The sequence below is a fragment of the Methylobacterium sp. Leaf100 genome (genome assembly GCF_001422845.1).
Taxonomy (GTDB): Bacteria; Pseudomonadota; Alphaproteobacteria; order Rhizobiales; family Beijerinckiaceae; genus Methylobacterium.
Map to the genome: position 1 here is coordinate 157575 of NZ_LMMW01000001.1, position 26034 is coordinate 183608.

Annotated in this window: 20 protein-coding genes; 5 read left to right on the top strand and 15 right to left on the bottom strand. The window is 68.8% G+C overall.

Going from position 1 to position 26034, the window contains the following annotated elements; translation table 11 throughout:
- Positions 1-52: 52 nt before the first annotated feature.
- Genes ASF25_RS00660 through ASF25_RS00700 form a run of 9 tightly spaced genes read right to left on the bottom strand, consistent with a single transcriptional unit; the run spans position 53 to position 9404 of the window.
- Positions 53-658, bottom strand: a complete 606-nt coding sequence (locus ASF25_RS00660) for a uracil-DNA glycosylase (protein WP_056302660.1) — start codon at positions 656-658, stop codon at positions 53-55.
- The gene (locus tag ASF25_RS00665; protein WP_056302662.1) at positions 655-1410 is read right to left on the bottom strand and encodes a PIG-L family deacetylase; all 756 of its coding nucleotides are present in this window, start codon (positions 1408-1410) and stop codon (positions 655-657) included. Before ASF25_RS00665 ends, ASF25_RS00660 begins: the two co-directional genes overlap by 4 nt.
- Positions 1410-2633, bottom strand: coding sequence for a glycosyltransferase family 4 protein (locus tag ASF25_RS00670; protein ID WP_056302664.1), 1224 nt, complete (start codon positions 2631-2633; stop codon positions 1410-1412). The genes ASF25_RS00665 and ASF25_RS00670 overlap by 1 nt, the downstream gene beginning before the upstream one ends.
- A complete protein-coding gene (locus tag ASF25_RS00675) occupies positions 2630-3475 on the bottom strand; it encodes a sugar phosphate isomerase/epimerase family protein (protein WP_056302666.1) in 846 nt (281 codons plus the stop codon). Before ASF25_RS00675 ends, ASF25_RS00670 begins: the two co-directional genes overlap by 4 nt.
- Entirely contained in the window at positions 3476-5062 is a 1587-nt protein-coding gene (locus ASF25_RS00680) for a YcaO-like family protein (RefSeq protein ID WP_056265978.1), read from the bottom strand.
- Between the two features lie 14 nt (positions 5063-5076).
- Positions 5077-6078 carry a Gfo/Idh/MocA family oxidoreductase gene (locus tag ASF25_RS00685; RefSeq protein ID WP_056265980.1) on the bottom strand — a complete coding sequence of 334 codons (1002 nt, stop codon included), beginning with the start codon at positions 6076-6078 and terminating at the stop codon, positions 5077-5079.
- Positions 6078-7262 (bottom strand): methyltransferase domain-containing protein, encoded by a 1185-nt coding sequence (locus ASF25_RS00690; protein WP_056302667.1) that lies wholly within the window; start codon positions 7260-7262, stop codon positions 6078-6080. Before ASF25_RS00690 ends, ASF25_RS00685 begins: the two co-directional genes overlap by 1 nt.
- 31 nt (positions 7263-7293) lie before the next feature.
- Positions 7294-8214 carry a hypothetical protein gene (locus ASF25_RS00695; protein ID WP_056302669.1) on the bottom strand — a complete coding sequence of 307 codons (921 nt, stop codon included), beginning with the start codon at positions 8212-8214 and terminating at the stop codon, positions 7294-7296.
- Positions 8214-9404, bottom strand: a complete 1191-nt coding sequence (locus ASF25_RS00700) for an inositol-3-phosphate synthase (protein ID WP_056171764.1) — start codon at positions 9402-9404, stop codon at positions 8214-8216. The genes ASF25_RS00695 and ASF25_RS00700 overlap by 1 nt, the downstream gene beginning before the upstream one ends.
- 402 nt (positions 9405-9806) lie before the next feature.
- Here ASF25_RS00700 and ASF25_RS00705 point away from each other — a divergent pair, with 402 nt between their 5' ends.
- Both ASF25_RS00705 and ASF25_RS00710 read left to right on the top strand, forming a co-directional pair.
- The gene (locus ASF25_RS00705; RefSeq protein ID WP_348271318.1) at positions 9807-10886 is read left to right on the top strand and encodes a transglycosylase SLT domain-containing protein; all 1080 of its coding nucleotides are present in this window, start codon (positions 9807-9809) and stop codon (positions 10884-10886) included.
- A gap of 96 nt (positions 10887-10982) precedes the next feature.
- The gene (locus ASF25_RS00710; protein WP_082502416.1) at positions 10983-13529 is read left to right on the top strand and encodes a PBP1A family penicillin-binding protein; all 2547 of its coding nucleotides are present in this window, start codon (positions 10983-10985) and stop codon (positions 13527-13529) included.
- A 96-nt stretch (positions 13530-13625) separates the two neighbouring features.
- On the opposite strand, the gene ASF25_RS00715 is transcribed toward ASF25_RS00710, so the two are convergent.
- On the bottom strand, positions 13626-15317 hold the full coding sequence (locus ASF25_RS00715; RefSeq protein WP_056302673.1) for a CHASE3 domain-containing protein: 1692 nt from the start codon (positions 15315-15317) through the stop codon (positions 13626-13628).
- A gap of 304 nt (positions 15318-15621) precedes the next feature.
- The gene (locus tag ASF25_RS00720; RefSeq protein ID WP_210166257.1) at positions 15622-17091 is read right to left on the bottom strand and encodes an AMP nucleosidase; all 1470 of its coding nucleotides are present in this window, start codon (positions 17089-17091) and stop codon (positions 15622-15624) included.
- Between the two features lie 149 nt (positions 17092-17240).
- On the opposite strand from ASF25_RS00720, the gene tsaA reads away from it, so the two are divergent.
- Positions 17241-17732 (top strand): tRNA (N6-threonylcarbamoyladenosine(37)-N6)-methyltransferase TrmO, encoded by a 492-nt coding sequence (tsaA, locus tag ASF25_RS00725; protein WP_056302675.1) that lies wholly within the window; start codon positions 17241-17243, stop codon positions 17730-17732.
- A gap of 14 nt (positions 17733-17746) precedes the next feature.
- Here tsaA and ASF25_RS00730 read toward each other — a convergent pair whose 3' ends face one another.
- Genes ASF25_RS00730 through ASF25_RS00740 form a run of 3 tightly spaced genes read right to left on the bottom strand, consistent with a single transcriptional unit; the run spans position 17747 to position 23100 of the window.
- A complete protein-coding gene (locus tag ASF25_RS00730) occupies positions 17747-20839 on the bottom strand; it encodes an efflux RND transporter permease subunit (RefSeq protein ID WP_056265998.1) in 3093 nt (1030 codons plus the stop codon).
- 24 nt (positions 20840-20863) lie between these two features.
- Positions 20864-21919, bottom strand: coding sequence for an efflux RND transporter periplasmic adaptor subunit (locus ASF25_RS00735; RefSeq protein WP_244472877.1), 1056 nt, complete (start codon positions 21917-21919; stop codon positions 20864-20866).
- 23 nt (positions 21920-21942) lie between these two features.
- Entirely contained in the window at positions 21943-23100 is a 1158-nt protein-coding gene (locus ASF25_RS00740) for an efflux RND transporter periplasmic adaptor subunit (RefSeq protein WP_056302679.1), read from the bottom strand.
- Positions 23101-23194: 94 nt separating this feature from the next.
- Here ASF25_RS00740 and ASF25_RS00745 point away from each other — a divergent pair, with 94 nt between their 5' ends.
- Positions 23195-23773: a TetR/AcrR family transcriptional regulator gene (locus ASF25_RS00745; RefSeq protein WP_056302681.1), complete on the top strand. Its 579-nt coding sequence runs from the start codon at positions 23195-23197 to the stop codon at positions 23771-23773.
- 3 nt (positions 23774-23776) lie between these two features.
- Here the strand turns inward: ASF25_RS00745 and ASF25_RS00750 are convergent, their stop codons facing one another.
- Positions 23777-24682, bottom strand: a complete 906-nt coding sequence (locus ASF25_RS00750) for a histone deacetylase (protein ID WP_056266004.1) — start codon at positions 24680-24682, stop codon at positions 23777-23779.
- A 159-nt stretch (positions 24683-24841) separates the two neighbouring features.
- On the opposite strand from ASF25_RS00750, the gene ASF25_RS00755 reads away from it, so the two are divergent.
- The gene (locus tag ASF25_RS00755) at positions 24842-25999 is read left to right on the top strand and encodes a ceramide glucosyltransferase (RefSeq protein WP_056302684.1); all 1158 of its coding nucleotides are present in this window, start codon (positions 24842-24844) and stop codon (positions 25997-25999) included.
- Positions 26000-26034: the final 35 nt, after the last annotated feature.

Genomic DNA, 26034 nt, shown 5'->3' on the forward strand with positions numbered 1-26034 from the left:
GCCAGCGATGGACCGATCTTGCCCGTGGGTTGCACTGGATCGGAGCATCCCGTCAGGCCAGGATGGCGGCGGCTTCGCCGAAGCCCCGTCGGATGCGTTCGGCGACGCTGGGCGCCGTACAGACATAGGTCGGGCTCGGATGCGGCACCGCGATCACCGGCAGGTCGGGCCGCAGACTCGCGAGTGCGGGACGGTTCAGTCCTGCCACGCGCCCTGCCAGAACCACGACGCGCAGGCGTGGCAGACAGGTGAGCAACGGCTCCAGGTAGGGCGCGGCTGCGGCGATTTCGGATCGGCGCGGCGCGCGGTTGCGCGCGCCCGGCGCGTGGATCACCCACGGGACCGCATTCCAGATCACGGTGTCGGCCCGCGCAATGCCGGCCTCACGGAAGAACCGGAACAGGTTGGCGGCCGTGCCCGTGGGGTTGTCGCGCGAAACGAAGCCGGTACCGCGCGGGCCCGGCGTTTCCAGCAGCATCAGAAGCCGCGCATCGACACCGCCATCGAAGGGGTCCGGCTCCGGCACAGGGGCGTCCCGCTCGGCCGCGATGCGGTGGGCGAGCGTGCGCAAGGGTGCGAGATGCGGAGCCGCCAGAAGGTCGCGGCGCGCGGCGAGGTCGGCGGGGTCTCGCAGGCTTTTCGGGCGATTCGGGATCACCCGACGAGGCGTGCAACAGGGTCCGGCAGGGCGCCGCTCAGCCGGAAGCGTTCGACGCCGCCCTCCCGTGCCAGTTGCTCGGCGAGGTTGTCAGGTCCGCCGAACTGAAACCCGAGCTGGCTCGCATAGGCCGCGCAGGCCGCGTACTTGGCCGCTTGTGCCGCCGCATCGAACGCGATGACCTGCACCGGTAGTTCGGCGAAGCGACCGCGCAGGGGCTCGCGCGGTTCGGCGTCCCGCACGGTGTAGGGAAAGTCGCGCCACCACAGGATCGGGACGCCGGTGGCGATGGTCGTGAGGGCGTCCACGACCTGAACGTGATCGACGTGACCGCCGACGGCTTGCGGCGCCAGGATCAGGTCGGGTTGCGTCTCGGCCATGAGTTCTCCGAAGGCGCGCACGAGATCCGGTACGATGCCGTCATCGCCCCGAAGCTCCGCGAACAGCTCGGGCGCGCTGGCATAGCCCCGGTGGGGCGCCTCGCGGAACGGCAGATGCCGTGGCGCAGCGATGCCGAGGGCTCGGGCGGCGTCCGCGTCCTCGTCCCGGCGCAGCGCCATGTAGTCGATCTCCGGCCCGAGACCCTTGTCGGTCTGGCAGGCCAGGGCGAACCCCTTCGGATCGGCCACCGAGCCGGTGAACACCGTCGCCATGGTGACGTGCCAGCCGGCCCGCGCCAGCACCGCGAGGGTGCCGCCGCAAGAGAAGGCCGCATCGTCGAGGTGCGGCGACAGGGTAAGAACCGCCGGCATCAGAGCAGGTGGGGTTCGGCGCGGAAACGACAGGTAGGGTCGTGCGGCAGATCGCCGGCGAAGTCCGTGGCCGGCTTCATGCCCGCGACGGCATCGTACACGTCCATGATCCGGCGTCCGACCGCACCCCAGGAATAGACGCGGCGGCATTCCTCCAGGCCGTCCCGGGCGAGGCGCGCGCGCAGGGCGTCGTCCTCGATCACCCGCGTCAGGGCCTCCGCCAAGGCCGGCACGTCACCGGGCTGGACCATGAGCCCGTTCTCGCCATCGCGCAGACAATCGGACACGCCAACCGAATGGGTCGAGACCACGGCGAGACCCGCCGCCATGGCCTCCAGGATGGTGTTGGAGAAGCCCTCCGCATAGGTCGGCGACACGAACACGTCGGCGGCCCGATAGAGGTCCGGCACCGTGTCGTAATCGGCGTAGCCGGTGAAGCGGATTTCAAACTCCGAAAAGTTCAGTTCCGCGGCGCGGGCCTTCGAGGACTCCACATCCGGCCCAATGCCCGAGATGATCGCTTCGAACGGCACCCCACGCGCGCGCACGAGACCGAGGGCGTCGATGAAGTCGAAGACGCCTTTCCGGCGGTCGACGCGGCCATGATAGAACAGGCGCACGGGACCGGCATGGTCCCCGGGTCCCGGCGTGAAGCGCGCGGTGTCGACGGCACCCGGCACGATGGTGAAACGGGCCGGGTCCGAGCCGAGGCGGTCGCAGACTTCGTCGACGAAGGACGGGCCGCCGATGAGCAGGGCGTTGGCGTGGGCCAGCACGTCGCACATGGCGACGCGGTGGGTCTCGCAGCACGAGCCGACCCAGTGACCGTCCCCGCCCTGGATCGAAACCACCGTCGGCACGCCGATGGCCTTGGCGGCCAGCAGGGTCGCCCAGCCGGTGGGATACCCATACTGGGCGTGCAGAATATCGAAGGGCTGCCTTTCGTGCTCGCTCCGGATGGTCGCCACCATCGTGTCGATGTCGCGCTCGAAATCGCCGTCGGTCTGCTCGCCGACCTGTTCGAGGCCGATGACGTTCACGCCCGGAACCGGCGGAGGCGGACCGCCGCCGTAGACGCGGGTGCCGAAATCGTCACCGCGATACTGGCTGATCATCGTCACGTCGTGGCCAGCTTGCACGAGTTCGCGCAGAAGGTTCTGGGCGTAGACGCTCATGCCGGAAATGGCCGGGAAGTAGCGCCGGCTGACGAAGCAGATTCTCACTGGACCGGCTCCGCCCTGGGCTTGCGGCAATCGCGAAGGAATTGGAGTGAGGCCGGGACCATGACGTCGGCCCGGTGGCTCTCGCGGGAGAGTTCGACGCAGATGAGTTGTCGGAAGTCGATGGCATCCAGGGCATCGAGGACGGCGGGTACGTCCATGTCGCCCTCGCCGAAGGGCAAGTGGATGTGCTCGCCGCGCTTCATGTCCTCGATGGCCACCGTGCCGATCCGGTCCTGGAATTCGGCGACCGCCGCGGCGGGATCACGCTCCCCGGTGACGAGGCAGTGGCCGGTGTCGAGGGCGAGGTGCAGGCCCGGAATATCCAGGGCGGCGAAATCGTCGAGGGTCTCGATGAGCATGCCGGGCTCGGGCTCGAGGCATGCCACCACGCCATGGGCGCGGGCGTAGTCCGTCACCTCCGCCAAGCCTTCGATCAGCCAGTGCCGCGCCTCGGCCCGGTCGATTCCGGGTTTCGGTACACCAGCCCAGAACGAGACCGCCTCGGCCTGAAGGATGGCGCCGACGTCGATGGCGCGCTTGAGGAAACCGATGCGCCGGGCACGACCCACGGCGTCGCCGGTGACCAGGGTCGGCTCGTGCTTGGCTTTCGGATCGAGGAGGAAGCGGGCGCCGGTCTCGATCACCGCACCGAGGCCGAGGCGCTGGAGGCGGCTCGACAGGCTTTGCGCGTCCTGCACCCAATGCTCGGCGAAGGGGTCGAGGTGGTGGATGTCGAGGGTCAGCGCCACGCCCTGGTAGCCGGCATCCGCGATGAGATCGACGGCATCGGTCAGGCGATGATTGGCGGTGCCATTGGTGTTGTAGGCAAAACGCAGGCTCATTCACCTTGTCCCCTGCTGGGCGAGGCGGAACGGTGCGTGGTGCGATTCCGGCTCGCGATAGAGGGGATAATGCGACCCGACGATCTGGTCGGCCAGTGCCGTATCGAACAGGGGCTGACCGCCGAAGCGCTCCAGGGCCTCGGGTGTCAACCGCACGGGGCGAAGGGTCTCGCTGGCCTCTCCGAACCGGATCAGCGGGTGGTCGCGCGCGATGAGCTTTTGCGTGTTGCGCTCGCCGATGCGGTGATAGCTCATGGTCTCGACCTCGAGCCCCGGCACGATCGCCTTGACCACGCCGACGGAACCGCCGGGCGGCGCGCAATCGACGTAGAGCACGTCGAAGCCGGCCCCTTCCAGGCGCTCGCGGGCGATACGGCCGCGCGCGTGTCCATCGGGAGCGGCGGTCGTCGGCAAGTCCGTGAATTTCTTCGTGCCGCGCTCGGAATACACCGTGTCGCGCAAGGTCGCGGCCAGATCTTCGGGCGGCAGGACGATCCATTCCAGCATGGCCTTGAGGGCCCGGCTCTCTTCGAGATCGAGGCTCGGCAGGGCTTTGTCGATGAAGGCCTGAACGTAGCCCGGCGGGGTGACACGCTCGGCGAAGGACAGAGGCCCGTGGCCGAAGGCCTTGCGCACGCGGGCGGCCTGAAATTCGAGCAATGCCTTGCGCAGGGCCCGCTCGCGGTCCGGATCGCAGGCCTCGCCGCAGGCCGACAAGGCGATGGGCACAGGCGTGTCGGCCAAGTTCCGATCGTGGCCCACGACGTAGATGTTGGTCAGGCCGAACTGGTCGGTGGCGAATTTCGGCAGGGCCTTGATGCCGAGCGCATCGAGGCGGTCGAGCATGCCGCGCGTCTCAGGACCGAGCCCCTCCGACAGGTCGAGCATCACCCCCTGGTCGAGGGCGCGGAACAGCAGGCCGTTGCCGTCGCGCTGCAGGAGTTCGAGCAGACCATGACCGAGGGCGAAATCCGTGTCCGGCCCTGCGCCGAGGCCGTTGGTGATGAGGTTGGTGAAAGGCTTGTAGCCCTCGGACAGTTCGAAATAATCCGTCGCGGCGATGTCGAGGGGCATCAACACGGTCTCGCCCGTGCGGGCACGGATGGCGGGCGTCCATTCGAGCACCGAGCCTCGGCCGACGGGGCTGCCGGCCGGCAGGCACAGGGTCAGCGGGTCGGCGACGGAGCCGGCGCCGAACACCTTTACGAGGTCCTCGTAGCTGCCGCGCTCCTTCTTGCGCGGCATCACCGCCAACGAGGGCATCAGGTTCTCGGCGATCTCGGCCACGGCCCCGATGAGGGCCTCGTCGTCCGTGGCGCCGTACCCGATGCCGCTCGGCATGGCACCGACGAAGAACGGGTCGTCGAGGAAGAGCGAGACGAACCAGACGGGGATGCCGGTACGATCCAGGGGCGCCAAGGGAAAGCCGACGATGCGCCCCTGCGGCAGGATATCGAGGTAGGCGCGGACGGGCTCGGGCAAGTCGGAGGGCAGGCCTTCGATCTGGCGCGCGGCGCCGTAGGGGTAGGCGCGCGGAGCCTTGACGCGCGGATTGCGGGCTCTGGCGTCCTGATCGTGTTCGCTCACGTGATGATCCGTTCTCAGGCCAGGGCGTCGTAGGCGCGGGCCAGCAGGCGCATGGTGTGGAGGTCGCGGGCCGCGCTATAGGCGGCTCGCTCGCCGGGACGCCGCAGGGCGGAGCCGAAGGCGCGGACCTGTTCGAGGAAGGGCGAGGCCGCGCCGTCGAAGGCGATGTCTTCCGACACGCCGGTTGACCCGTCGATGAACGTGAGACTGCCGCCCGCCACCTGCCCCATGGTGTCGATGGCCGTGAGCTGCCCCGCCGTTCCGGTCACTTCGAGGCGCCGGCGTGGCAGGGCGTCGGGGCAATTGTAGGCGACATGGAGATTGGCGAGCACGCCCGAGCCCGTGCGGCCGATGAGGAGGGCACCATCATCCACGGCGTAATCCTGGGCGCGGGCCTGGGTGAGGGCCGCGAGATCGACGATGGATTCGCCGACGAGGAAATCGACGAGGTCGAGGCCGTGGGGGGCGAGATCCATCAGGGCGCCGCCACCGGCCTTTTTCGGATCGATGCGCCAGTTGTCCTGCCCCGGGACGGAGGCCCAGCTTCGCGGAAGCCAGCAGGCATAGACGATTCTGACCGCCGTGACGGTGCCGAGACGGCCGTCCGCGATCCAGTCTCGCATCGCCCGATGGGCGGGGTGATGGCGCTGGTCGAAGGCCGTGCCGTAGAAGGTGCTCCCCGCGCCGACCGCCGCCGCCATGGCTTCGGCGTCTGCGAGGCTGGCCGCCATGGGCTTCTCGCATAGGATCGCCTTGCCGGAGCCGACCAACGCCTCGATGGCTTCGCGGTGGAGGTGATTCGGCGTCGCGACATAGACCGCCTCGACCTCGCGGTCGGCGGCGAGATCCGTGAGGTTCGCGTAGGCACGGGCACCCAACGCTTCCGCGGCCGCCCGCGATTCCGAGCCTGGATCGACCACGGCCACGAGCCGATGCCCGGCCGCCCGGATGCCCGGCGCCATATAGTCCCGCGCGACCCAACCGAAGCCTACGATTCCCCAGGCGATCGAATCCATCACCACCGCTCCGGCAAATCGACGAACTCGCGCGCACGGATGCGGTCGAGATCGGGGCTCTCAAGGCCGCCGCTCCAGGCGATGCTTGCCGGACCGCCCGAATGGGAGGGATAGGTCGCGAGACCGGCATACTCCGCCTCGTAGCGGTCCGACGGCCAGACGATGCGGTAGCCCCCGGTCGGGTCCGGAGCGTAGAGCGGATTGAGGCGCAGCCGCGTTCCGGCGCGTGGCAGGGTGATGCCGTCGACGATGGCACGCGGAGCCGGACGCATACCGGGACCGGCGACGACCGAGAACGCTTCGACTCCGGTGAGATCGCTCGGCGCACGCGGAGAGGGTGCGCGGGCCTCGACGAGGGCGCGGGTCAGCTCCGCGTCATCGTAGACGAGACCATCGGGAAACAACTCCTCGATCTCCGCCGCCGAGACGGCGCGCCCAGCCGAGAAGCCCGGGCAGCCGCTGTTGTGGATGTGGCTCAACACCAGCCAGCCGTCGTCGCCGGCGTTCTGGCGCAGATTGTCGAGGACCTCGGCCTTGCCGTCGAGAAAATAGAACGCATCGTTGCAGACCACGAGATCGACGGGCGCACCGGGGATCGGCCAATTCGGTGAGCCGGCATCGAAGCAGACGAGTTGCACGCCCTCGCCGACCACCCAGTGCCGGGCGACCCAGAGCTTGGCGAACACCACGTCGGCCCCGGCGACCTTGAGACCGCGCAGGGCGAAATCCCGCAGATAATGGCCGATGCCGCATGCGAACTCGAACACGCAGACGGGATCGTTCCAATGCGCTTCCAGCAGGGCGAGGCCGCCAAGATAGGTCGGGTCGGTCCAGCGGTTGACGAAGTAATCGCCGACCCGGCCCCACCCGAGAAGGCGCACGGCATCCCGCAGGCTGAGCTTCGCCCGGTCGCGCACGAGTTCGTGCAGATCGAGGGCATCGGCCGGTGGCCCGGTCCACCAATCGTCCTGATCCGCGAGCAGGCCTTCGAGGGCGAGCCCCGTCTCGCCGGCGTCCAGGAGCTTGAGGGTCCTGGCGATGAGCTCGGACCGGTTCGTACGCAGATAGGGAATGCCGTCGATGACAGGCCAGCGCGCGCCCGTTCCGCTCTCGCGCAAGGAATGCGGGGTGTCCGCCTTGAGGGATTCCCCAGTCTCGGGCGACAGGAGCGCGAACGGAATCATGACGCGGTGTCCACGTGATCGAACCAACGGATCACGGGATATGCATGTCCGTCAGGACGCGATCATGAAACTCCTTCACCGGACCCGCGTGAACGAGTTCCATCTCATCGAGGACCGTACCCATGGTCAGGCCGGCGGCACGCAGGTGCTGGGCGATCTGTAGGACACGGTCGATGCAGTCGGCGGCGTGGAAGGCGCGCCCCTCGGCCGTCGCGTCGTCGGGCAGCACCGCACGGGCACGCGCCACGGTCTCGCGCAAGGCGGGATCGAGTTCGTCCAACGCCCACTGGGTGGTACGGGCCATGATCGGCAGGAGATGCTCACCGAGCAGCATCTCGCCGGTAAAGCCGGCATCGGGCATCGCTGCGTTGTGGAAGTGGTGGCTCATGGCAGCCAGGAACACCAAGGTCGGATCGGCCCGGTAGAACGGGCTCAGGACGACCCCGTAGACCGCGACCATCAGGCAATGTTCCGCGTGATTCTCGGGTGGTTCCAACAAGATGCGGGGCTTGCCCGGACAGGTCACGCCGGCTCTCGGCTGGTGGGCCAGGGCGGTAACGAACCCTGGAAGCGGGCCGGGTACGACGCCGCCCGGTTCACGCAGGCGCGCCCGAAGGCGATCGCGCAAAGCCGTGTCGACGCTGTCGGTGACGGCATCGAACCCGGCGACCAGAACTCCGGATGCGTCGGCAGGATCGAGGCCCACGGCAGCCAGGAAAGCCGCGTCGAGGTCGCAGAGGCGTGCAGCCGCCAACGCCTTGGCGGTGATGTCGAGGGCGACATCCTCCGCAGAAGCGCCGCCCGTGAGGGCACCCCATCCCTGCGCGAACAGACGCTCGGCAATGGAGCCGGTGCGGCCGGCGGCATGAACCCGCTTGAGGTCGTTGAGTTCGACCAGTAGCGGGCGCAGGGCGAGGGGGGCGGCCGGGCCGCCCTCCAGGGACATTGTCATCAGTTCACGCCGAGCCAGTCGAGGAGCATGGTCTGCTGCTTGCCGAAATCGTGCTCGGGACCGCGGCCGTTCTTGACCATGGGTGCCTTGAAGAACGACGACAGCTGCTCCTGGACGCCACCGTCGCCGCGCGACTTGGCGAGATCGAGGACGCGGGCGATCTCGATGACGAGGGGGGCCGCCAGGATCGAGTCCTTGCAGAGGAAGTTGACCTTGATCTGCATGCGCTGACCGAGGAAGCCGGTGACGTCGATGTTGTCCCAGGCTTCCTTGTCGTCGCCGCGCGGCCGGTAATAGTGGATGTGGACCAGATGGTCCTCGACGGGATAGCCGAGGATCGAATCCAGCACCGTGCCCTTGGTGTTGAGCTTCGACTGGAGCGAATCCTTGTCGTTGAGGGCGAGGCCGTCACGGTTGCCGAGGATGTTCGTCGAGAACCAACCATCGACATGGAGGGCGCGGGCCTTGAGAGCCGGGGCCAGGACCGTCTTCATCATGGTCTGGCCGGTCTTGCCGTCCTTGCCGGCGACCGGAACGTTCAGGGTCTTGGCCATCTCGAGCAGGGCCGGAACGTCCGCGGCGATGCTCGGGGTGAAGTTCGCATAGGGAACGCCGCTCTTGATCGCCGCGTAAGCGTAGAGCATCGCCGGGCTGATGGATTCGTCGCTGGAATCGAGGCCCTTCTCGAAGGCTTCCGGCGAGTTCAGGGTCGCGGCGGTGAGATCGGGCCAGCGCTCCGTGGAGGCGAGATTGATCACCACCACATCGTCGAGATTGCTCTCGGCCTTGAAGCGGCGAAGGTCGTTGGCGATGACGGACACCGCCTCGCGATGGTCGGCCGCCACGATGCGGTTGGCGCCCTCGATGTTCTTGCAGAACTTTGCGCTGCCCACGGCCGGCCAAGGCTTGATGCCCTTGAGCACTTGGGCGCCGTTCTCGATGTCCTGCTGGCTCAGCACGCCGTGACCCGTGGCCGCGGAGGCGAGATCGTCGTCGTTGAGGTCCCAGCCGGCGAAGACCAGATCCTTGTAGTCGGCCAATCCGGCGACGGAGAGACCGGCCAGAGGCAATCCGTCGAGGCGGTTCGATCCGGATTTGATCATCTCGATGCCCGCGATGGCAGTGGTGGCAACGGCGCCACCCATGCCAACGAACGCAACGCCGACACGGCGACCGGTCTGCATGCTCATTGGAAAAAGGCTTCCTTCATTGGGTCCACGGGGATTGCCGCTCCGCAGAGCGGAGCCTCCCGTTAGGCCCTAGCTAACTGGACCGCGTGTGCGTCATTCCAAGTCCAGCGGGAAACGCTTTTTTGCCGCGGTCTGCCTGAACGGCAACCGAACGCTTCGTTAAAACTTCGTGAAAACAGAGCCTTAACCGTCCGTTAAGCGTGCCACGGTTGAATCACGCCGCTGTCCCATTCTGGTCACAGCCGGCGGCGAGACATCGCCGCGCTGAACAAATCGAAGCCGCGCCCATGAAGGCAGCGGCACGAACAAGGACGAAAGATGGGGGTTTTCCCGGAGCCGGCGCCCTGCGCCGACGACGTGAGCCGTCTCGTGCCCAACGAGACCTTTTCCGCAGATCCTTCCGTGGCTTGGTTGCCCCGGACCGAGCGCCGCGCGCGCCGCACCCTTGCCAAAGCTGGACGCCGGACCCTCGCCACCCTCGTGGCCGGGCTGGTGATCGGTGCGGCCCTGCCGCAGAACGCCCTGGCACCCGCGGCGGCCGCTCACGCTCGTATCGACGAGCGGGACTTCGCGATCCGCACATCAGTGCGACCGCAGGTCGAACATCAGCCGAACGCACAGGACTGGGCCGGAGTTCCCGTCATCGAGCAGGAACCGGCGACGCTGGCCCTCATCGCCGACGACCTCGCCACGCTCGTACCGATCCGTGACGGCGCCGGAACGGAACGCCTCCGCTTCGGTGACATGGCCGTGCCCCGCGAGATCGTCGAAACGATCCTGCGCGCGGCCAGCGAGACCGGCGTCGACCCCGTCTACATGATGGCGCTCGCCGACAAGGAATCGAGCTTCTCCACCACGGTGAAGGCGGCCACCTCTTCGGCCGAAGGACTGTTCCAGTTCCTCAGCAGCACCTGGCTCGAACTCATCCGCACCTACGGCGCCCGGCACGGTCTCGAGACCGAGGCCGCTGCGGTGTCGGGGCGCGGCAGCGCCATCACGATTTCCGACGATGCCACCCGCACCCGCGTCCTGCGCCTGCGCCAGGACCCCTATGTCGCGGCCCTGATGGCTGGGGAACTCATCAAGCGCGACCGCGGCCGGATCGAGCAGCGCATCGGCCGGGACCTCACCACGGCGGAGCTCTACTTCGCGCATTTCCTCGGGACGGCCAGCGCCGGACGCTTCCTCGCCCTGAACGCGGACAAGCCGGGCCAGGTGGCCAAGCAGGTGTTCAAGGCCGCGGCGAAGGCCAATCGCAGCCTGTTCACGGAGAAGGCCGGCAAGGGCCGACGTAGCCTCACGGTCGCGGAAGTGCGCGAGAAGATCGGCGGAATGATCGACCGGCGCCTCGATCAGTACGAGGGCGTCGCGGCCCTCGTGGCGCCCGAGGTCAAGGTCGAACTGCCGGTCCTCGAAGCCGATGCCGGGGAGGCGGCCCACATCCACCGCGTCCGGGTGACCGAGGCGACGCCGGCTGAGTAGGGCGACGGAACATAGCCCGCCGCGAAAGAAACGGTTTAGAACCCGCACACGCGACGGCCCCGCCCCTGTGGGTGCCGACGACCGTCGAGTGCCCCCATGAAGTCCGTCGACCCCGAACACCCGCGTCCCGATGCGCCTTCGCCGCAGGATGCCCGAGGCAAGGATGCCCAAGGCAAGGATGCCCAAGGCAAGGGAGCCTCGTCCGAGAGCGAGGCGGCCCGTGCCGCAGCCCGCGAGGCGGCGGCCGCAGCCCGCACCCTCGGGCGCCAGCTCGGAGTCCTCCTGGGGAGTGCGGCCCGCACGGGCGGACGTGGCGCGACCGGCGCCGCGCGCGCATCGGGGCAAGCCTTCACCCGATTGGCCGGTCGCCTCGGATCCGGCCGGCGGCAAGGGCCGGAGACGGCGGCAGGGCCCGCCGCTGCGTCCCCCGTGTCCCCCACGCCCGCGCCCATTGCCGCCCCAAATCCGCGTTGGGGTGGGCGCCTGCGCGGGCGACCGGTCCTCCTGGCGATCCTCGCCCTCGTCGCCCTGCCGACGGTGCTTCTGGCCGGCCTCGTCCTCTACAGCTTCGTCACCCTGCCGCCGCTCGGCGGCGTTGTGCCGGAGGCCGGCCAACGGGCGCTCACGGTCGAGGCCGACGACGGCCGGGTCTTCGCCACACGCGGTGCGTTCCAGGGTCAGAAGCTCGTTGCCGCCGATCTGCCGCCGCACATGGCCCAGGCGATCATCGCCATCGAGGACCGGCGCTTCCGCTCGCATTGGGGCGTCGATCCGCGCGGGCTCCTGCGGGCGATGTGGCGCAACACGTCGGGCGGCGGCGTCCGCGAGGGCGGTTCGACCATCACGCAGCAATATGTCCGCCTCACCTCCCTGACCCAGGAGAAGACCCTGCGGCGCAAGATCCAGGAAGCGTTCCTGGCCCTGCGCGTCGAGGCGACGATGTCGAAGGACGACATCCTCCTCGGCTACCTCAACACCGCCTATTTCGGAGCCGGCGCCTACGGCCTCGATGCCGCCAGCCGGCGCTACTTCGGCAAGGGCGCCAAAGCGCTGACCCTGCCGGAATCGGCGATGCTCGCCGGCCTCGTGCGCGCCCCTTCGCAGCTGGCGCCCACCCGCAATTTCGGCGGCGCCAAGGAGCGGGCCGACGTCGTGCTCCAGACCATGGTGGAGACCGGCGCGATCACGGCCGTTGAGGCGGACAAGGCCCGCACCGAGACCATCACGCTCCGGACGCCACCCGAGACCCCGCCGGGCACCAACTATTTCCTCGATCTGGTGTCGGGCGAAGCCAAGCGACTCGCCGACACCACCGGGGACGTGACCGTCCGGACCACACTGAACCTCGATCTGCAGAGTCTGGCCGAGGGTGTGGTGGCCCGGCGGATGGATGCCGAAGGGGCGAAAAAGAAGGCGGGCCAGGCCGCCATGGTGGTGATGAACAAGGAGGGCGCGATCCTCGCCATGGTGGGTGGGCGCGACTACGAGGACAGCCAGTTCAACCGCGCCACACAGGCCAAGCGTCAGGCCGGCTCCCTATTCAAGCTGTTCGTGTACCTCACCGCCTACGAGACCGGGTTCACGCCGGAGACCGTTCTCGTCGATCAGCCGACGCAGATCGGCGACTGGGAGCCGCAGAATTCCACCGGCCGGTTCAAGGGCGCGATGCCCCTGCGCTCGGCCTTCGCGCAGTCGATCAACACCGTGGCGGCGCAGCTCGCCGACGAGATCGGCATCCCGGCCGTCATCGCGACGGCCCGCCGCCTCGGCGTCGTCTCCGAGTTGCCCAACGTGCCGAGCCTCGCCCTCGGCTCGGCCGAGGTGACACTGCTGGAGATGACCCGCGCCTACGCGGGCGTGCTGGCCGGCGCCGTGCCGGTGGATGCCCACAGCGTCCATGCCATCCGGGGCGGCGCGCCGCCGCCGCTCTACCTGCGCCCCGAAGCACGGCCCGGCACAGCCCTGCCGACCCAGGCGCGGGCGATGATGCTCGATTCGCTTCAGGCCGTGGTCGACGGCGGCACCGGTAAGGCCGCGCGGGTGCAGGGCATGCCGGTGGGTGGCAAGACCGGAACGACCCAGGATTATCGCGACGCCTGGTTCGTCGGAATGACCCCGGATCTCGTCGTGGGGGTCTGGGTCGGCAACGACGACAATACGTCGATGAACCGCGTCGGCGGCGGCGACATTCCAGCCGCCCTGTTCCGGGATTTCGTCCAGCGTGCCGCCGCCCAGATGGCGCGCGGGCGCAAACGCCCCTCCGCCGCCCGGGCCGAACCGGCGCCCGCCCGGGATGTGGCACCCGCCGTGTCGGGAGCGGCGATCCGCGGCGTCCCGGAGGTGGTGGATACCGGAACCCTGGCCTTCCGCGGCCGCACGGTTAGGCTTCTGGGCGTCGACGGCGAGGGTGGAGCACTCGCCCGCCAGCTCGCACGCTATCTGCGTCGACGCGAAGTGATCTGTACGGCCGCCGCGGGGGCCGATGCCGGACCCCTGCGCTGTCAGATCGACGGCGACGACCTGGCATCCCTCATTCTCGCGGCCGGCGGTGCCCGGGCTTCGGCGGATGCCCCGTCCGATCTCCTCGCGGCCGAGGAACAAGCCCGCTCCGAGCGTGCGGGACTGTGGCGGCGGGAGCGCTGACGCCGGGGGGCACTTGGCCTCCCGCCCATGAAAAAAGTCCCGGCGAGCGAAGCTGACCGGGACTTCTCTAACGTCAGGCCCGGGGGAGACGCCGGCTCAGGCCGCCCGCACGGTGGCGAGGAAACGTCCGACTTCCGAGCCGAGATGCTCGCTCTGGCGCGAGAGGTCCGAGGCGGCGGTGAGCACGTGGCCGGCGGCCTCGCCCGTGCCGGCAGCGGCCGTCGCGACGCCACCGATATTGGCGGTGACCTCGTTGGTGCCGACGGCGGCCTGGGCCACGTTGCGCACGATCTCCTGGGTCGCAGCGCCCTGCTCCTCGACGGCGGCGGCGATGGTAGTCGCCACGGAACTCATCTCGCGGACGCGACCGGCGATGCCGTCGATGGCCGAGACGGCCTGATGGGTGGCGGCCTGGATCTCGCCGATCTGGCGCGTGATCTCCTCCGTGGCCCGCGCCGTCTGACCGGCGAGTTCCTTCACTTCTGTGGCGACGACGGCGAAGCCCCGTCCGGCCTCGCCTGCGCGCGCCGCCTCGATGGTGGCGTTGAGCGCCAACAGGTTGGTCTGGCCCGCGATGGTGGTGATCAGACCGACGACATCGCCGATCTTGGCGGCGCCCCGGCTCAGGGCCGCGACCAGACCCGCAGTCTCGGCCGCCTGCTCCACCGCACCGCTCGCGAGGCTTGCGGCCGAATCGGCCTGGCGACCGATCTCCTGCACGGACGCACCGAGCTCCTCGGCGGCGGCGGCCACCATCGTGACGTTGGTGGCGGCGAGATCGGCGGCGACGGCCACCTGATTCGATTGGCTGCTCGTCTGCGAGGCCGTCACGGTCATGGACTGTGCGGTGGCCTGCAGTTCCGTGGAGGCCGACGACACGGCGGTGATGATGCCGCCGACGGCACCCTCGAAGGACTCGGCGAGTTCGCGCATGGCGGCCTTGCGCTGGGCTTCGACGCCGGCGCGGGCCAGCTCGGCGTCCGCTTCGAGCTGACGCGTCCGGATCATGGTATCCTTGAAGACGGACACGGCCTGCGCCATCGCGCCGATCTCGTCGCGCTGCCCGAGCCCCGGAACAGCGACGGTGAGATCGTTGCCGGCAAGGCGGCTCATGGTGCGCGTCATGCCGTCGATGGGGCGGCCGATGCCGATCTGGAGCAGCACCAGGGCCAACCCGGCGATGAGCACCATGCCGGCCAAACCGAGCACGCTGGTGAGCCAGGCGGCATCGCTCGCCCGAACGGCCTCCTCGGCGCGAATCTTGAGTAGCGCCGACTCTACCCCGGCGATTTCCGTGGCCTTGGCGCGGAACGCATCCATGCCTGCCTTGCCGATCCCGGAGGCTTCGAGCCCGCGCGCCTCCTCTCGCGTCGCAGGATCGCGCATCAATCGGATCTCGCGCTGGGCGACCTCGTCGTGCCACCGACGCGCCAGGTCGCCGAGCGTACCCAGGCGCTCCTGTTGCGCCGCGTTGTCGGCGGTGAGCGTGCGGGCCGAGGCCAGGGAAGCCTCGAACGTCCGGGTCCCGGCGGTGAAGGGGGCCAGGAACGCGTCATCGCCCGAGATGAGGAAGCCGCGGACACCGGTTTCCCGATCGACCATCGCACCGGTGAGGCGGCTGATCTCGCCCAGGATCGCGTGGGTGTGCTCCGCCCAACGGCCCGTTTCCGAGACGACAGCCATGTTGCGCAGCGTCATGACGGATGAGGCGACGGCGACGAGGACGATCAGCGCGAGGGCCGCGCCGATCTTCGTTGCGATTCTGAGGTTACGAATTCGCGCCAACATGACACTTGCCTTGGTGAGGTCCTCCCCGGCACCGAGTCTCGGGCACCGTGGGAGAATGGGAGTTCCTCGGCAATCGCACCCCTGCCTCACCAAACGGTGAACCGTCCTAAAGTTTGTTAGAGAAGCGCAGGCGCGTCGCTGCGCGAACCACCCGCAGGCAAGCGCTTCGGGCCGGCGCCGGTCCGGCACGATCGTGGGTGCACGAGGGCGCTCTCCGCCGAAGTGGATGCCGGTTCGGCGGAAAAAAGCGCGCCAAAACACAGGCCTCGCGATGTGTCCCGGCCCAACGTGGTCGAGCGCAGCTCTAGCGGAACGGCGGTTCGTCGAAGCTCCGCAGCTTGCGCGAATGCAGGCCGTGACGGTCGGCGCGCAGGATATCGAGGGCCGAGAGACCGATGAGGAGGTGCTCGGCGACGGCACGCTCGTAGAAGGCGTTGGCGGCGCCCGGCAGCTTGATCTCGCCGTGGAGCGGCTTGTCCGACACGCACAGCAGGGTGCCGTAGGGGACCCGCAGGCGGTAGCCCTGGGCCGCGACGGTGCCGCTCTCCATGTCGACGCCGATGGCGCGCGACAGGTTGATCCGCCGCCGCTCCTGGGAGAAGCGCAGTTCCCAGTTCCGGTCGTCGTAGGTCACCACGGTGCCGGTGCGAAGGCGGCGCTTGAGAGCGTCGCTGGCCTCCCCGGTGACGCTGGCGGCCGCGGCCTGGAGGGCGAGTTGCACTTCGGCGAGCGCCGGCACCGGCACATCGGGCGGGACCAGCTCGTCGAGGATCCGGTCACGGCGCAGATAGCCATGAGCGAGCACGTAGTCGCCGATGGTCTGCGACTGGCGCAGACCTCCGCAATGGCCGACCATGAGCCAGCAATGCGGGCGCAGCACCGCGAGGTGATCGGTGATGGTCTTCGCGTTGGACGGACCGACGCCGATATTGACCAGGGTCGTGCCCTGCTGGCTGCCGTCGGGTCCGCGCGCCACAAGGTGATAGGCGGGCATCTGGTACTTGTGCCAGGGCGATGCGGCGATGAGCGCCGTCGGATCGACGGACGCCGCCTCCCCCTGCGAAACAGAGATGCCGCCGGGCAGGATCATCCGCTCGAAGCCGTCGTCGCCGCGCGCGAGGCGTTCGAGGCCGTGGCGGATGAAACCGTCGACGTAGCGATGGTAGTTCGTTAACAGGATCCAGGGCTGCACGTCGCCCCAGTCGCTGCCGGTGTAGTGAACGAGGCGGCGCAGGGAATAGTCGGTCCGGATCGCATCGAACAGGGCCAGGGGGCGCGGCGCGTCGGGCGCGTCCTGCCACAGGCCGTCGGCGATCTCGTCGCCCACCACGGACAGAAGGGGGACGGGAAAGTAGGTGGCGAGATCGCGGGGCGTGACTCCGCTTCGCCCGAGATCGAGGCCGGGCTCGAGGACGTAGGGATACGGGATTTCCTGCGCGCTCAAGCCGACTTCGAGGCTCGCGCCGTAGTCGCGGACCAGCGGCGTCAGCTGTTCGAGGAGATACCCGCGAAAGTGTCCCGGCTGGGTCACGGTCGTGGCGTAGGTGCCCGGTGCCTGGAACTTCGCCGTCGCGCGGGTGACCTGCGGCATCGGCCCCGACGGCTGATAGGTGACGCGCAACTCGGGGTAGCGGAATTGCAGCCGCTCCGTCGCGTCGGGGGCCGGACCGCCGTCGAGGTAACGGGCCAACGCCGATTGCAGCGCATCCGTGGCCCCGGCGTGTAGGGCGGCGAGCCGGTCCACGGCGGTCTCGGGATCGGATACGGATTCCATCGGTCGCAATTCGTCGCGGATCACGGTGTCTCCTCGCTGAATCCCCGCACGGGGCTGTACACCGCCGCCGCGCGTGGCGCGACCGGCCGCAGGGTTGCGGTGGGGTGCCAAAGCATCCGACATGCCGGTTCAGCCGGAGCCCTTTCCCTATGACGCAGACCGCCGAACGCCGTCCCGGAGAGGACACCATCCCGCTGCCCGAGGCCTTCGACGCGGGCGTGTACTTCATCGGCCGCATCCGCACGCCGTGGCCCGGACGTTGGGACTGCCCGAAGAACGGCCTCCAGACCGATGCGGTCTGCACCCTGGTGCTCGATCCGGCCTATACCCCCGGCTTACAGAACCTCTCCGGCGCGAGCCATCTCATCGTGCTTTACTGGATGGACGAGGCCGCCCGCGACATCATCCGCCAGCGCCCGCGCCATGCCGACGGGAGCCGGGGCACGTTCTCGCTTCGCTCGCCGGCCCGGCCCAACCCCATCGCCCTGTCGGTGGTGGAGAACCTCGGGATCGACGGCGTCCATGTCAGGGTCCGCGGCCTCGATTGTCGCGACGGCACGCCGCTCCTCGACATCAAGCCGTATTACGCCTCGACGGATTCGCGCCCCGACGCGACGGTGGAGCGCGCCGGGGCGGACTGATCAGGCCGAAGAATTCAGGCGGCGTGGACCTGCCCGTCGGCGCCATGCGTCTTCCGAGGCGTGCCCTTCGGCGGCGCCTTGATCCGGTACCAGCCGACATAGAGGGCCGGCAGGAAGAACAGGGTCAGGAAGGTGGCGGCGAGGATGCCGCCGATCATGGCGTAGGCCATCGGCCCCCAGAAAACCTCGCGGGCGATGGGGACGAGACCGAAGCTCGCCGCCGCCGCCGTCAGCAGGATCGGACGCATGCGGTGGCAGGTGGCGTCGACCACGGCGTCCCAGGGAGCCAGCCCGTCGCGCTCGTACTCGTCGATCTGGGTCACCAGGATCACCGAGTTGCGCACGATGATGCCGATGAGGGCGAGGATTCCGAGGATCGCCACGAACCCCATGGGCTTGTCGAACAGGAGAAGGGCGGCCGCGACGCCGATGATCCCGAGGGGCGCCACGCTCGCGACGAGAAACAGCTTCTGGAAGCTCTGCAGCTGGATCATCAGGAACACCGCCATGGTCAGCAGCATCACGGGGGCCACCGCCGCGATGGGCCCCTGGCCCTTGGCGCTCTCCTCCACGGCGCCGCCCACCGCGAGGGTGTAGCCGTCGGGGAGCGACTTTCCGAAGGCGGTGATGCTCTTGTCGAGCTCGGTCACCACGGTCTGGGGCTGGGTGCCGTCCGCGATGGAGGCGCGGACCGTGATGGTCGGCAAGCGGTCCCGGCGCCAGACGATGGGCTGCTCCAGCTCGTAGCCGATGGTGGCGAAGGCGAGCAGCGGCACCACGCTGCCGTTGGCCAGCGGAATCTGCAGGGTCTGGAGGGTGTCGAGGGAGTTGCGCTCCACTGCCTGGGCACGGCCGACCACGTCGACGAGGTAGATCGAATCGCGCACCTGGGTGATGGCCCGGCCACCGACGATGCCGTTGAGCAGCCCGGCGATATCCTCGGACGTGACCCCGAGCTGGCGCGCCTTGTCCTGGATGATGTCGACCTTCAGCACCTTGCCGGGCTCGTTCCAGTCGAAGGTCGGCACGTTGAGGTGGGCATTGCCGCCGACGATGTTGGCGAGCGCCAGAGCGTGCCCACGCAGGGCCTGGAGATCGGGACCGCTGAGGCGGTACTGCACCGGACGCCCCACGGGCGGGCCGAGGTCGAGGGAGTGGATGAGGAAATCGGTGCCCACGAACTGGTCTCGGGCCAGCGCCTCGAGCTTCGTCTTCATGCGCTCGCGCGCTTCGATGGATTTCGTCTCGATGACGATCTGGCCGAAGAAGGCATTGCCGAGCTGCTGGTCGAGGGGCAGGTAGAAGCGTACGGCGCCCTGACCGACATAGGAACTCCAGCGCGCGATCTCGGGATCGCCCTTCAGGGTCGCTTCGAAGCGGTCCATCTGGGCCTTGGTCTCGGCGATGCTGGCATTCTGCGGAAGCGTCATGTCGACAAGGAGTTCGGGCCGGTCGGAAGCCGGGAAGAACTGCTGCTGGACGTGGCCCATGCCGACGATGGCGGCGGCCAGGAGGCCGATGCAGGCCGCCACCGTGGTCCAGCGCCAGCGCATGGCAGCGAGCAGCGCCGCCGTGAACATCCGCATCAGGCGACCGGGCCTGTCGTGGTCCTTGTGCTTCATGGTTGCCGGCAGGAGCTTCACGCCGATGAGGGGCGCGAACAGCACCGCCACCACCCAGGAGACGAGGAGCGACGCGGCTATGACGACGAACAGGCTGTAGGTGTACTCGCCCGCAGAGGACCCGTTGAAACCGATGGGCAGGAAGCCCGCCACGGTCACGAGGGTGCCGGTGAGCATCGGAAAAGCCGTGGAGGTGTAGGCGAAGGTCGCGGCTTTCTTGAGGTTGTCGCCGACTTCCAGGCGCGCCACCATCATCTCGACGGTGATCATCGCGTCGTCCACGAGCAATCCGAGGGCGATGATGAGGGCGCCGAGGGAGATGCGCTGGAGGGTCACCCCCATCACCTGCATCACCACGAACACGATGGCGAGCACCAAGGGGATCGACAGGGAGACCACGAGGCCGGCGCGCCAGCCGAGGCTGACGAAGCTGACGGCGAGCACGATGACCACCGCCTCCACCAGGGCCTTGGTGAAGCCGCCCACAGCCTCCTCCACGATCTTGGGCTGATCCGACACGAGATGGATGCCGACGCCTACGGGCAACTCGCCTTCGAGCTTGCGCATGCGAGCCTTGAGGTCGTGGCCGAAGGTGAGGAGATTACCCGATGGCTGCATGGCGATGGCGAGACCGATGGCCGGCTCGCCGTTGAAGCGGAACAGGGCGGTCGGTGGATCGGTGAAGCCGCGTGAGATCTCCGCGACGTCCGACAGGCGGAAGAAACGGTCGTTGACCCGCAGATTGATGGCCCTGAGACTGTCCTCGGAGATGAATTGCCCGCCGACCCTTACGGAGACCCGCTCGGGCCCGGCCTGGATCACACCGGACGGCGTGATGGCGTTCTGGGATTGCAGGGTTCTGATCACGGAATTCATGTCGAGGCCGAGGCCCGCGAGCTTCCGCACGGAGAAGTCGAGGTAGATCACCTCGTCCTGGGCACCGAGGAGGATCATCTTCCCGGCGTTGGGCACCGACTTCACCGCAGCGCGCACCCGTTCCACGTAGTCGCGGAGCTGGCGCATGCTGACGCCGTCCGCCGTGAAGGCGTAGACGTTGCCGAACACGTCACCGAACTCGTCGTTGAAGAACGGGCCCTGCATTCCCTGCGGGAACGTGCCTTGGATGTCGCCGATGCGCTTCCTGACCTGATAGAAGATCGCCGGAATCGTCTTCGGCGGCGTAGTCTCGCGCAATTGCACGAACACCGTGGCTTGGCCGGGCGTGGTGTAGGAGCGGCTGAAATCGACGGCGTCGATCTGCTGCAGTTCCTTCTCGATTCGCTCGGTCACCTGATCGAGGGTGTCGCCGATGGTGGCGCCGGGCCAACGCGCCTGCACGATCATGGTCTTGATGGCGAAGGGCGGGTCCTCCTCGCGGCCGAGCTTCTCGTAGGCCAGCACGCCGGCGATCACCGAGATCAGCATCAGGAACCAGACGAAGGAGCGGTGCTCCAGGGCCCATTCCGACAGGTTGAAGTTCTTCACGGGGTCAGTCTCGCTTCCGACCGGTTACGGCGTGGCGTCGGGCAGGCGCACGGCCTGGCCTTCGCTCAGCGAATGGATGCCGGCGACGACCACGCGGTCGCCGGCGGCCAGGCCTTGTGTGACGGTGGCGCGGCTGCCGTTCCGTCCCGTCACGGTGACGGGACGGCGGGTCACGGTCTTGCCGCTCGCGTCCACGAGCCAGACCGAATCCTGGCCATCCGTATTCAACAGTGCCGTCGCCGGCAGGACGAAGCGGGGCGCGACGTTCCGCGAGAGGGAGACCGTGAGGGTCGAGCCGAGGCGGAAGGCCGGCGAAGGAGCGAGCAGGGTCATGCGGATGCGCCGGGTCCGGGTGACACGGTCGGCGAACGGCGCGGTCTCGCGGACCTTGGCCGTGGCCGTCACGTCGGGTGCGCTCTGGAGGGCGACGGTGAACACCGCGTCCTTCGGCATGGCGCCGACGAGGTCCTCCGGGATGTCGACCACCGCCTCGCGCTCCTCGGGGCGAGCGAGGGTCAGCACCGCCTGGCCGGCGCTGAGCACCTGACCGACTTCGGCCGACCGCACGGTGACGACGCCGTCGAAATCGGCGTGGAGTTCGGTGTAGCCGATCTGGTCGCGGGCCTTCTGGAGGCTGGACTGGGCCTGGGCGAGACGGGCCTGGGCGGTGTCGCGGCTGGCGACCGCGCTGTCGAGTTGAGCCTGGGTGACGTTTCCGCCGGCGAGCAGCTTGCGGCGGCGGTTCTCCGTCGCGCCGGCATTCTCGGCCTGGGCCTCGGCATCGGCGAGGTCCGCCTCCGCACGTGTCAGGGCGAAGCGCGGCACGACGGGATCGAGGGCGGCGAGGCGCTGCCCTTTCTTCACGACATCGCCCACGGTCACGTCGCGGGCCACCATGCGTCCGGCGATCTGGAAGCCGATCTCCGACTGGTAGCGCGGTGCCACGACCCCCGCGAAGGGGCCGAAGACTTCCGTTGCGACCGATTTGGCCGTGGTGGTCAGCACTGGGCGAACAGGGGCCGGACCGGCCTCCTGCTCCGGCTTGCAGCCCCCCGAGACGAGGACCGCGAGGAAAGCCACGACGGCAGGAGCGGGGTGATGGTTCACGGGGCAACCCCCAGGGTCTGGGCGACGGCGACGACCTGGCCCGGTCGGAGCAGTTGGATACCGGCGATGACCACTTCCTCGCCGGGCTCGATCCCGCCCGCCAACGCGATGGTATCGGGGGCGTAGCGCTCCAGGGTGACCTTGCGCGGCGCCACGGTGCCGTCCTTCGGATCACGTACCCACACCGCAGGACCATCCTGCCAGCGGTAGAGGGCCGACCACGGCAGGACGATGGCCTGGCGCGCGTGGAACTTGCCGGTGCCGATCACCACGGCGCCGAGGCTCATGCCCGGCGGGGTCGCTTGGAGCCCGACCTTGACCCTCACGGTGCCGGAAGCGGAATCCACGCTCGGCGAAATTTCGCGCACGCGGCCCACCGCCGTCACCTTGGGGTCGGCCTGGAGGGCGACGGCGACGGTCTCGCTTTCGGGTGGTGCCGCCAGCACCGCCTCGAAGATGTTGAACACCGCGTCGCGCGGGCCGTCCTGCGCCATGACCATCACGGTCTGGCCGGCCTGGACCACTTGGCCGACCTCGAAGGTTCGGCTGAGCACGATTCCGTCGACCCCGGCCTTGAGATCCGTGTAGGAAAATTGCTCCTGGGCCGTGCCGAGGGCCGCCTTGGCGGATTCCACCGCCGCCTGCGTGGTGCGCAACTGCTGCTCGGCGTCGTCGTAGCTCGGCCGCGTGGTGTAGCCGCCGGCCATCAGGCTTTCCTGGCGCTTGAAGCTGACCTTGGCCTGCGTCAGCAGGGCTTCGGCCGACGTCAGCGCCGCCTTCGCGTTGTCGAGGTTGGCCCGCTGCTCCTGCGGATCGAGGCGCGCCAGAACCTGATCGGCCCGGATGTGATCGCCGACCTCGACGAGGCGGCTGGCGATCTTGCCGGCGGTGCGGAACGAGACGTTGACCTGAGACTGCGCCTCGATGTCCCCGGTGAAGATGAGGTCCGAACTGATGGTGGTGCGCTGGGCCACCACCGTGCGAACCAGGGCGAGCTCTTGGCTCCTGTCGGTGCCGGCAATCCTGTCCGCGCCAGAACGAACGCTCTCGTCGGCCGCCGCGGGGACGGGAACTGCGGCAAGGACGGCCACGGTCACGAAAAGCGCCGCGCCGAGGAGAGCCGGCCAGGATCGGATCGGTGAAAAATCCGTCATCGCTTCCCGCTCGTCCCTCGCGCGACCCTATCGGTGGCGATCCTTATCGGCTATCTTACCGACCGTCCAGACGGTTTTTAGAAATAGGAACGTGATGACCAAACCGCGCACGCGGCGCGAAGACCGCCCGGCGATCATCCTCGATGCGGCCGAGCGCCTGATCCGCCGCGTGGGGACACGCACCCTGACCATCGATGCGGTGGCGGCGGAGGCCGGCCTGAGCAAGGGCGGCGTGCTGCATCATTACAGCTCGAAAGACGCGCTGATCCAGGCGCTGGCCGAGCGCAAGCTCGGGATGATCCGCGACAGCATCGCGGCCCACGAGGCGGCTCAGGGACCCGGTCCGGCCGCTCTCCCTCTGGCGCTCATCGCCCATGTCCGGCAGGTCTACGCCGACGAAGAGGGATTTCCCCGCGCCCTCCTGCTGGCATCGGCGGAGAATCCCGAGGCCTTCGCAGGCTTCAACACATTCCTGAAGGACCGCCTCGCCCAGATGGAAGACGTCGCCCGCTGCCCCGGCGCGGGTGCGGTGCTGACCTTCGCGACGCTCGGCCTGCTCCTGACGCGGACGCTCGGCTTCCACACCATCGAGGGTGCGGATCTGGCTCGATTGTTCGACGCCATGGAGCGATTCGCGCGGGATCTTCCCAAAGGCGACCCGGACCGGGCGTGACGCTCAGGCGGCCTGCGCCGCCATGGCCTCGAACACACCGGCATGGCGGGCCGCGAGGGCATCGATATCGGTTGCGTAGCCGCCGCCGATCACCGCCACGAGGGGAATGTTGCGGGATCGCGCCGCCGCGACGACCAAGCGGTCCCGAGCGGACAGCCCCGCATCCGTGAGGGCGAGGCGACCGAGACGATCGTCGCGGTGGGGATCGACGCCGGCGTTGTAGAAGACGAGATCCGGAGCGAGCGCATCGAGGAGGGGGCCGACATGGGCTCCTAGAGCGGCGAGGTATGCCGCGTCCTCGAGCCCGTCGGGCAGGCCGACATCGCGGTCGCCTGCGATCTTGCGGGCCGGGTAGTTCCTCTCGGCGTGGAGCGAGAACGTGAACAGGTCCGGCGTGCCCGACAGGCAATCGGCGGTGCCATCGCCCTGGTGCACGTCGCAATCGATCACCACGGCGCGGGCGATGGTGCCCTCCCGGTGAAGGGTACGGGCCGCGATGGCGACATCGTTGAAGATGCAGAACCCGGCCCCGCCGCTGCGGCGGGCATGGTGACTCCCCCCGGCGGCGCTTCCCGCGAGGCCATGCGCCAGGGCGAGTCGCGCCGCCAGCAGGGTCCCGGCGACGGAGGCCCGCGAACGCGCGACCACGCTCGCTTCCACGGGCAGCCCGATCTCCCGCGCGACGGCGCGCGGGACGTCGTGGGCGAAGACGGATTCGACGTAGGCCCGGTCGTGCACCCCGGCGATGAGATCCACATCCGCCGGCTCGGGACGCACGAATCCCCCCGGCGCGAGGCCCCGCGCCTGGAGGATCTCGGACAGGCGGCGGTACTTGCCCATGGGGAAGCGGTGCCCGTCCGGCAGGCTCGCCTGATAGTCCGGGTGATAGACGATGGGCGGGACCGTCACGCCCCCGCGGCCTCCGCTCCGTGGACCATCCCCCGCATTCCCGCCCTTACGCCGCCCATCCCGCAGACCTTGTCATACGACTGAAGCCGAGGGGCTGTTAGGGCCGTTCGGACGACCGGGGCGCGGCACGATGTCGGCCTCGGCGCGGGAGACCCGGACATGATGGACGCCTGGACCGGAACGGACCTTGCCCTGATCTTGTGTCTCGCCCTGACGCTGATCAACTTCGCCAGCCTCGGGCTGGCGGGTCTGCGTCTCGGGGGACGGCGCGGCGCCTCGATCTTCCCCACGAAAGCGCCGATCTCCCTGGTGCGCCCGGTCTGCGGCCTCGAGGCCTTCAGCGAGGAGATGCTCACCCGGGGCTTTCGCCTCGAGCATCCTGACTACGAACTCATCTTCTGCGTGGCCGACCGGGCCGACCCCATCGTGCCGCTGCTCCACCGCCTGATGGCCGCTCATCCAGAGATTCCGTCCCGCCTCATCGTCGGCGACGAGCGAATCAGCGACAATCCGAAGCTCAACAATTGCGTCCGCGGCTGGGAGGCGGCGCGTCACGACTGGGTGGTGTTGGCCGATTCCAACGTCCTGATGCCACCGGATTATCTCCAGCGGCTCCAGTCGGCATGGCGTCACGACACCGGCCTCGTCTGCTCGACGCCCATCGGCGCGCGACCGGATGGCTTCATCGCCGAGATCGAATGCGCGTTCCTCAACACCCTCCAGGCCCGCTGGCAATATGCAGGCGAGGCCGTGGGCCTCGGCTTCGCCCAGGGCAAGAGCATGCTGTGGCACAAGCCGTTCCTGGAAGCCCGCGGCGGCATCCGCGCCCTCGCGGCCGAGATCGCCGAGGACGCGGCGGCGACGAAGCTCGTGCGGGCGGCCGGCGCCCGGGTCCATCTCGTGGCGAGCCCGTTCGAGCAGCCCCTGGGGCGGCGAAAGCCCGCCGAAGTCTGGGCGCGCCAGTTGCGCTGGGCGCGCCTGCGCCGCGTCACCTTTCCGGCGTTCTTCGCACCCGAGATCGGCACCGGTCCGGTCCTGCCCTTCGGCATCGCCCTCCTGTCGGTTCCATCGACGACTCTCGCGGGTTGGCTGTGCGCTCTGGCCGCCCTCTGGTACAGCGCGGAGTACGGCCTCGCGGTTCGAGCTGGATGGTATCGTGGGCCGCGCCTTCTCCTCGCCTTCCTCGTCCGCGACGCTGTCTTCCCGGTGATCTGGATCGGCGCCTGGATGCGGGGCGCGGTTCTCTGGCGCGGCAACCCCATGGATATCCGACCGAAGGCACCGGCCCGCCTGAGCACCCGGGTGACGGCGGCCTGAGCTTCCGGTGCGGCCGGCGCCCTGGTAAGCCGCCC

Excerpts from the sequence above, each read along its gene's own strand:
- ASF25_RS00665 (WP_056302662.1), bottom strand. The coding sequence starts at position 1,410 with ATGCCGGCGGTTCTTACCCTGTCGCCGCACCTCGACGATGCGGCCTTC.
- ASF25_RS00675 (WP_056302666.1), bottom strand. The coding sequence starts at position 3,475 with ATGAGCCTGCGTTTTGCCTACAACACCAATGGCACCGCCAATCATCGC.
- ASF25_RS00685 (WP_056265980.1), bottom strand. The coding sequence starts at position 6,078 with ATGGATTCGATCGCCTGGGGAATCGTAGGCTTCGGTTGGGTCGCGCGG.
- ASF25_RS00690 (WP_056302667.1), bottom strand. The coding sequence starts at position 7,262 with ATGATTCCGTTCGCGCTCCTGTCGCCCGAGACTGGGGAATCCCTCAAG.
- ASF25_RS00695 (WP_056302669.1), bottom strand. The coding sequence starts at position 8,214 with ATGACAATGTCCCTGGAGGGCGGCCCGGCCGCCCCCCTCGCCCTGCGC.
- ASF25_RS00700 (WP_056171764.1), bottom strand. The coding sequence starts at position 9,404 with ATGAGCATGCAGACCGGTCGCCGTGTCGGCGTTGCGTTCGTTGGCATG.
- ASF25_RS00710 (WP_082502416.1), top strand. The coding sequence starts at position 10,983 with ATGAAGTCCGTCGACCCCGAACACCCGCGTCCCGATGCGCCTTCGCCG.
- ASF25_RS00715 (WP_056302673.1), bottom strand. The coding sequence starts at position 15,317 with ATGTTGGCGCGAATTCGTAACCTCAGAATCGCAACGAAGATCGGCGCG.
- ASF25_RS00720 (WP_210166257.1), bottom strand. The coding sequence starts at position 17,091 with ATGGAATCCGTATCCGATCCCGAGACCGCCGTGGACCGGCTCGCCGCC.
- tsaA (WP_056302675.1), top strand. The coding sequence starts at position 17,241 with ATGACGCAGACCGCCGAACGCCGTCCCGGAGAGGACACCATCCCGCTG.
- ASF25_RS00740 (WP_056302679.1), bottom strand. The coding sequence starts at position 23,100 with ATGACGGATTTTTCACCGATCCGATCCTGGCCGGCTCTCCTCGGCGCG.
- ASF25_RS00745 (WP_056302681.1), top strand. The coding sequence starts at position 23,195 with ATGACCAAACCGCGCACGCGGCGCGAAGACCGCCCGGCGATCATCCTC.
- ASF25_RS00755 (WP_056302684.1), top strand. The coding sequence starts at position 24,842 with ATGATGGACGCCTGGACCGGAACGGACCTTGCCCTGATCTTGTGTCTC.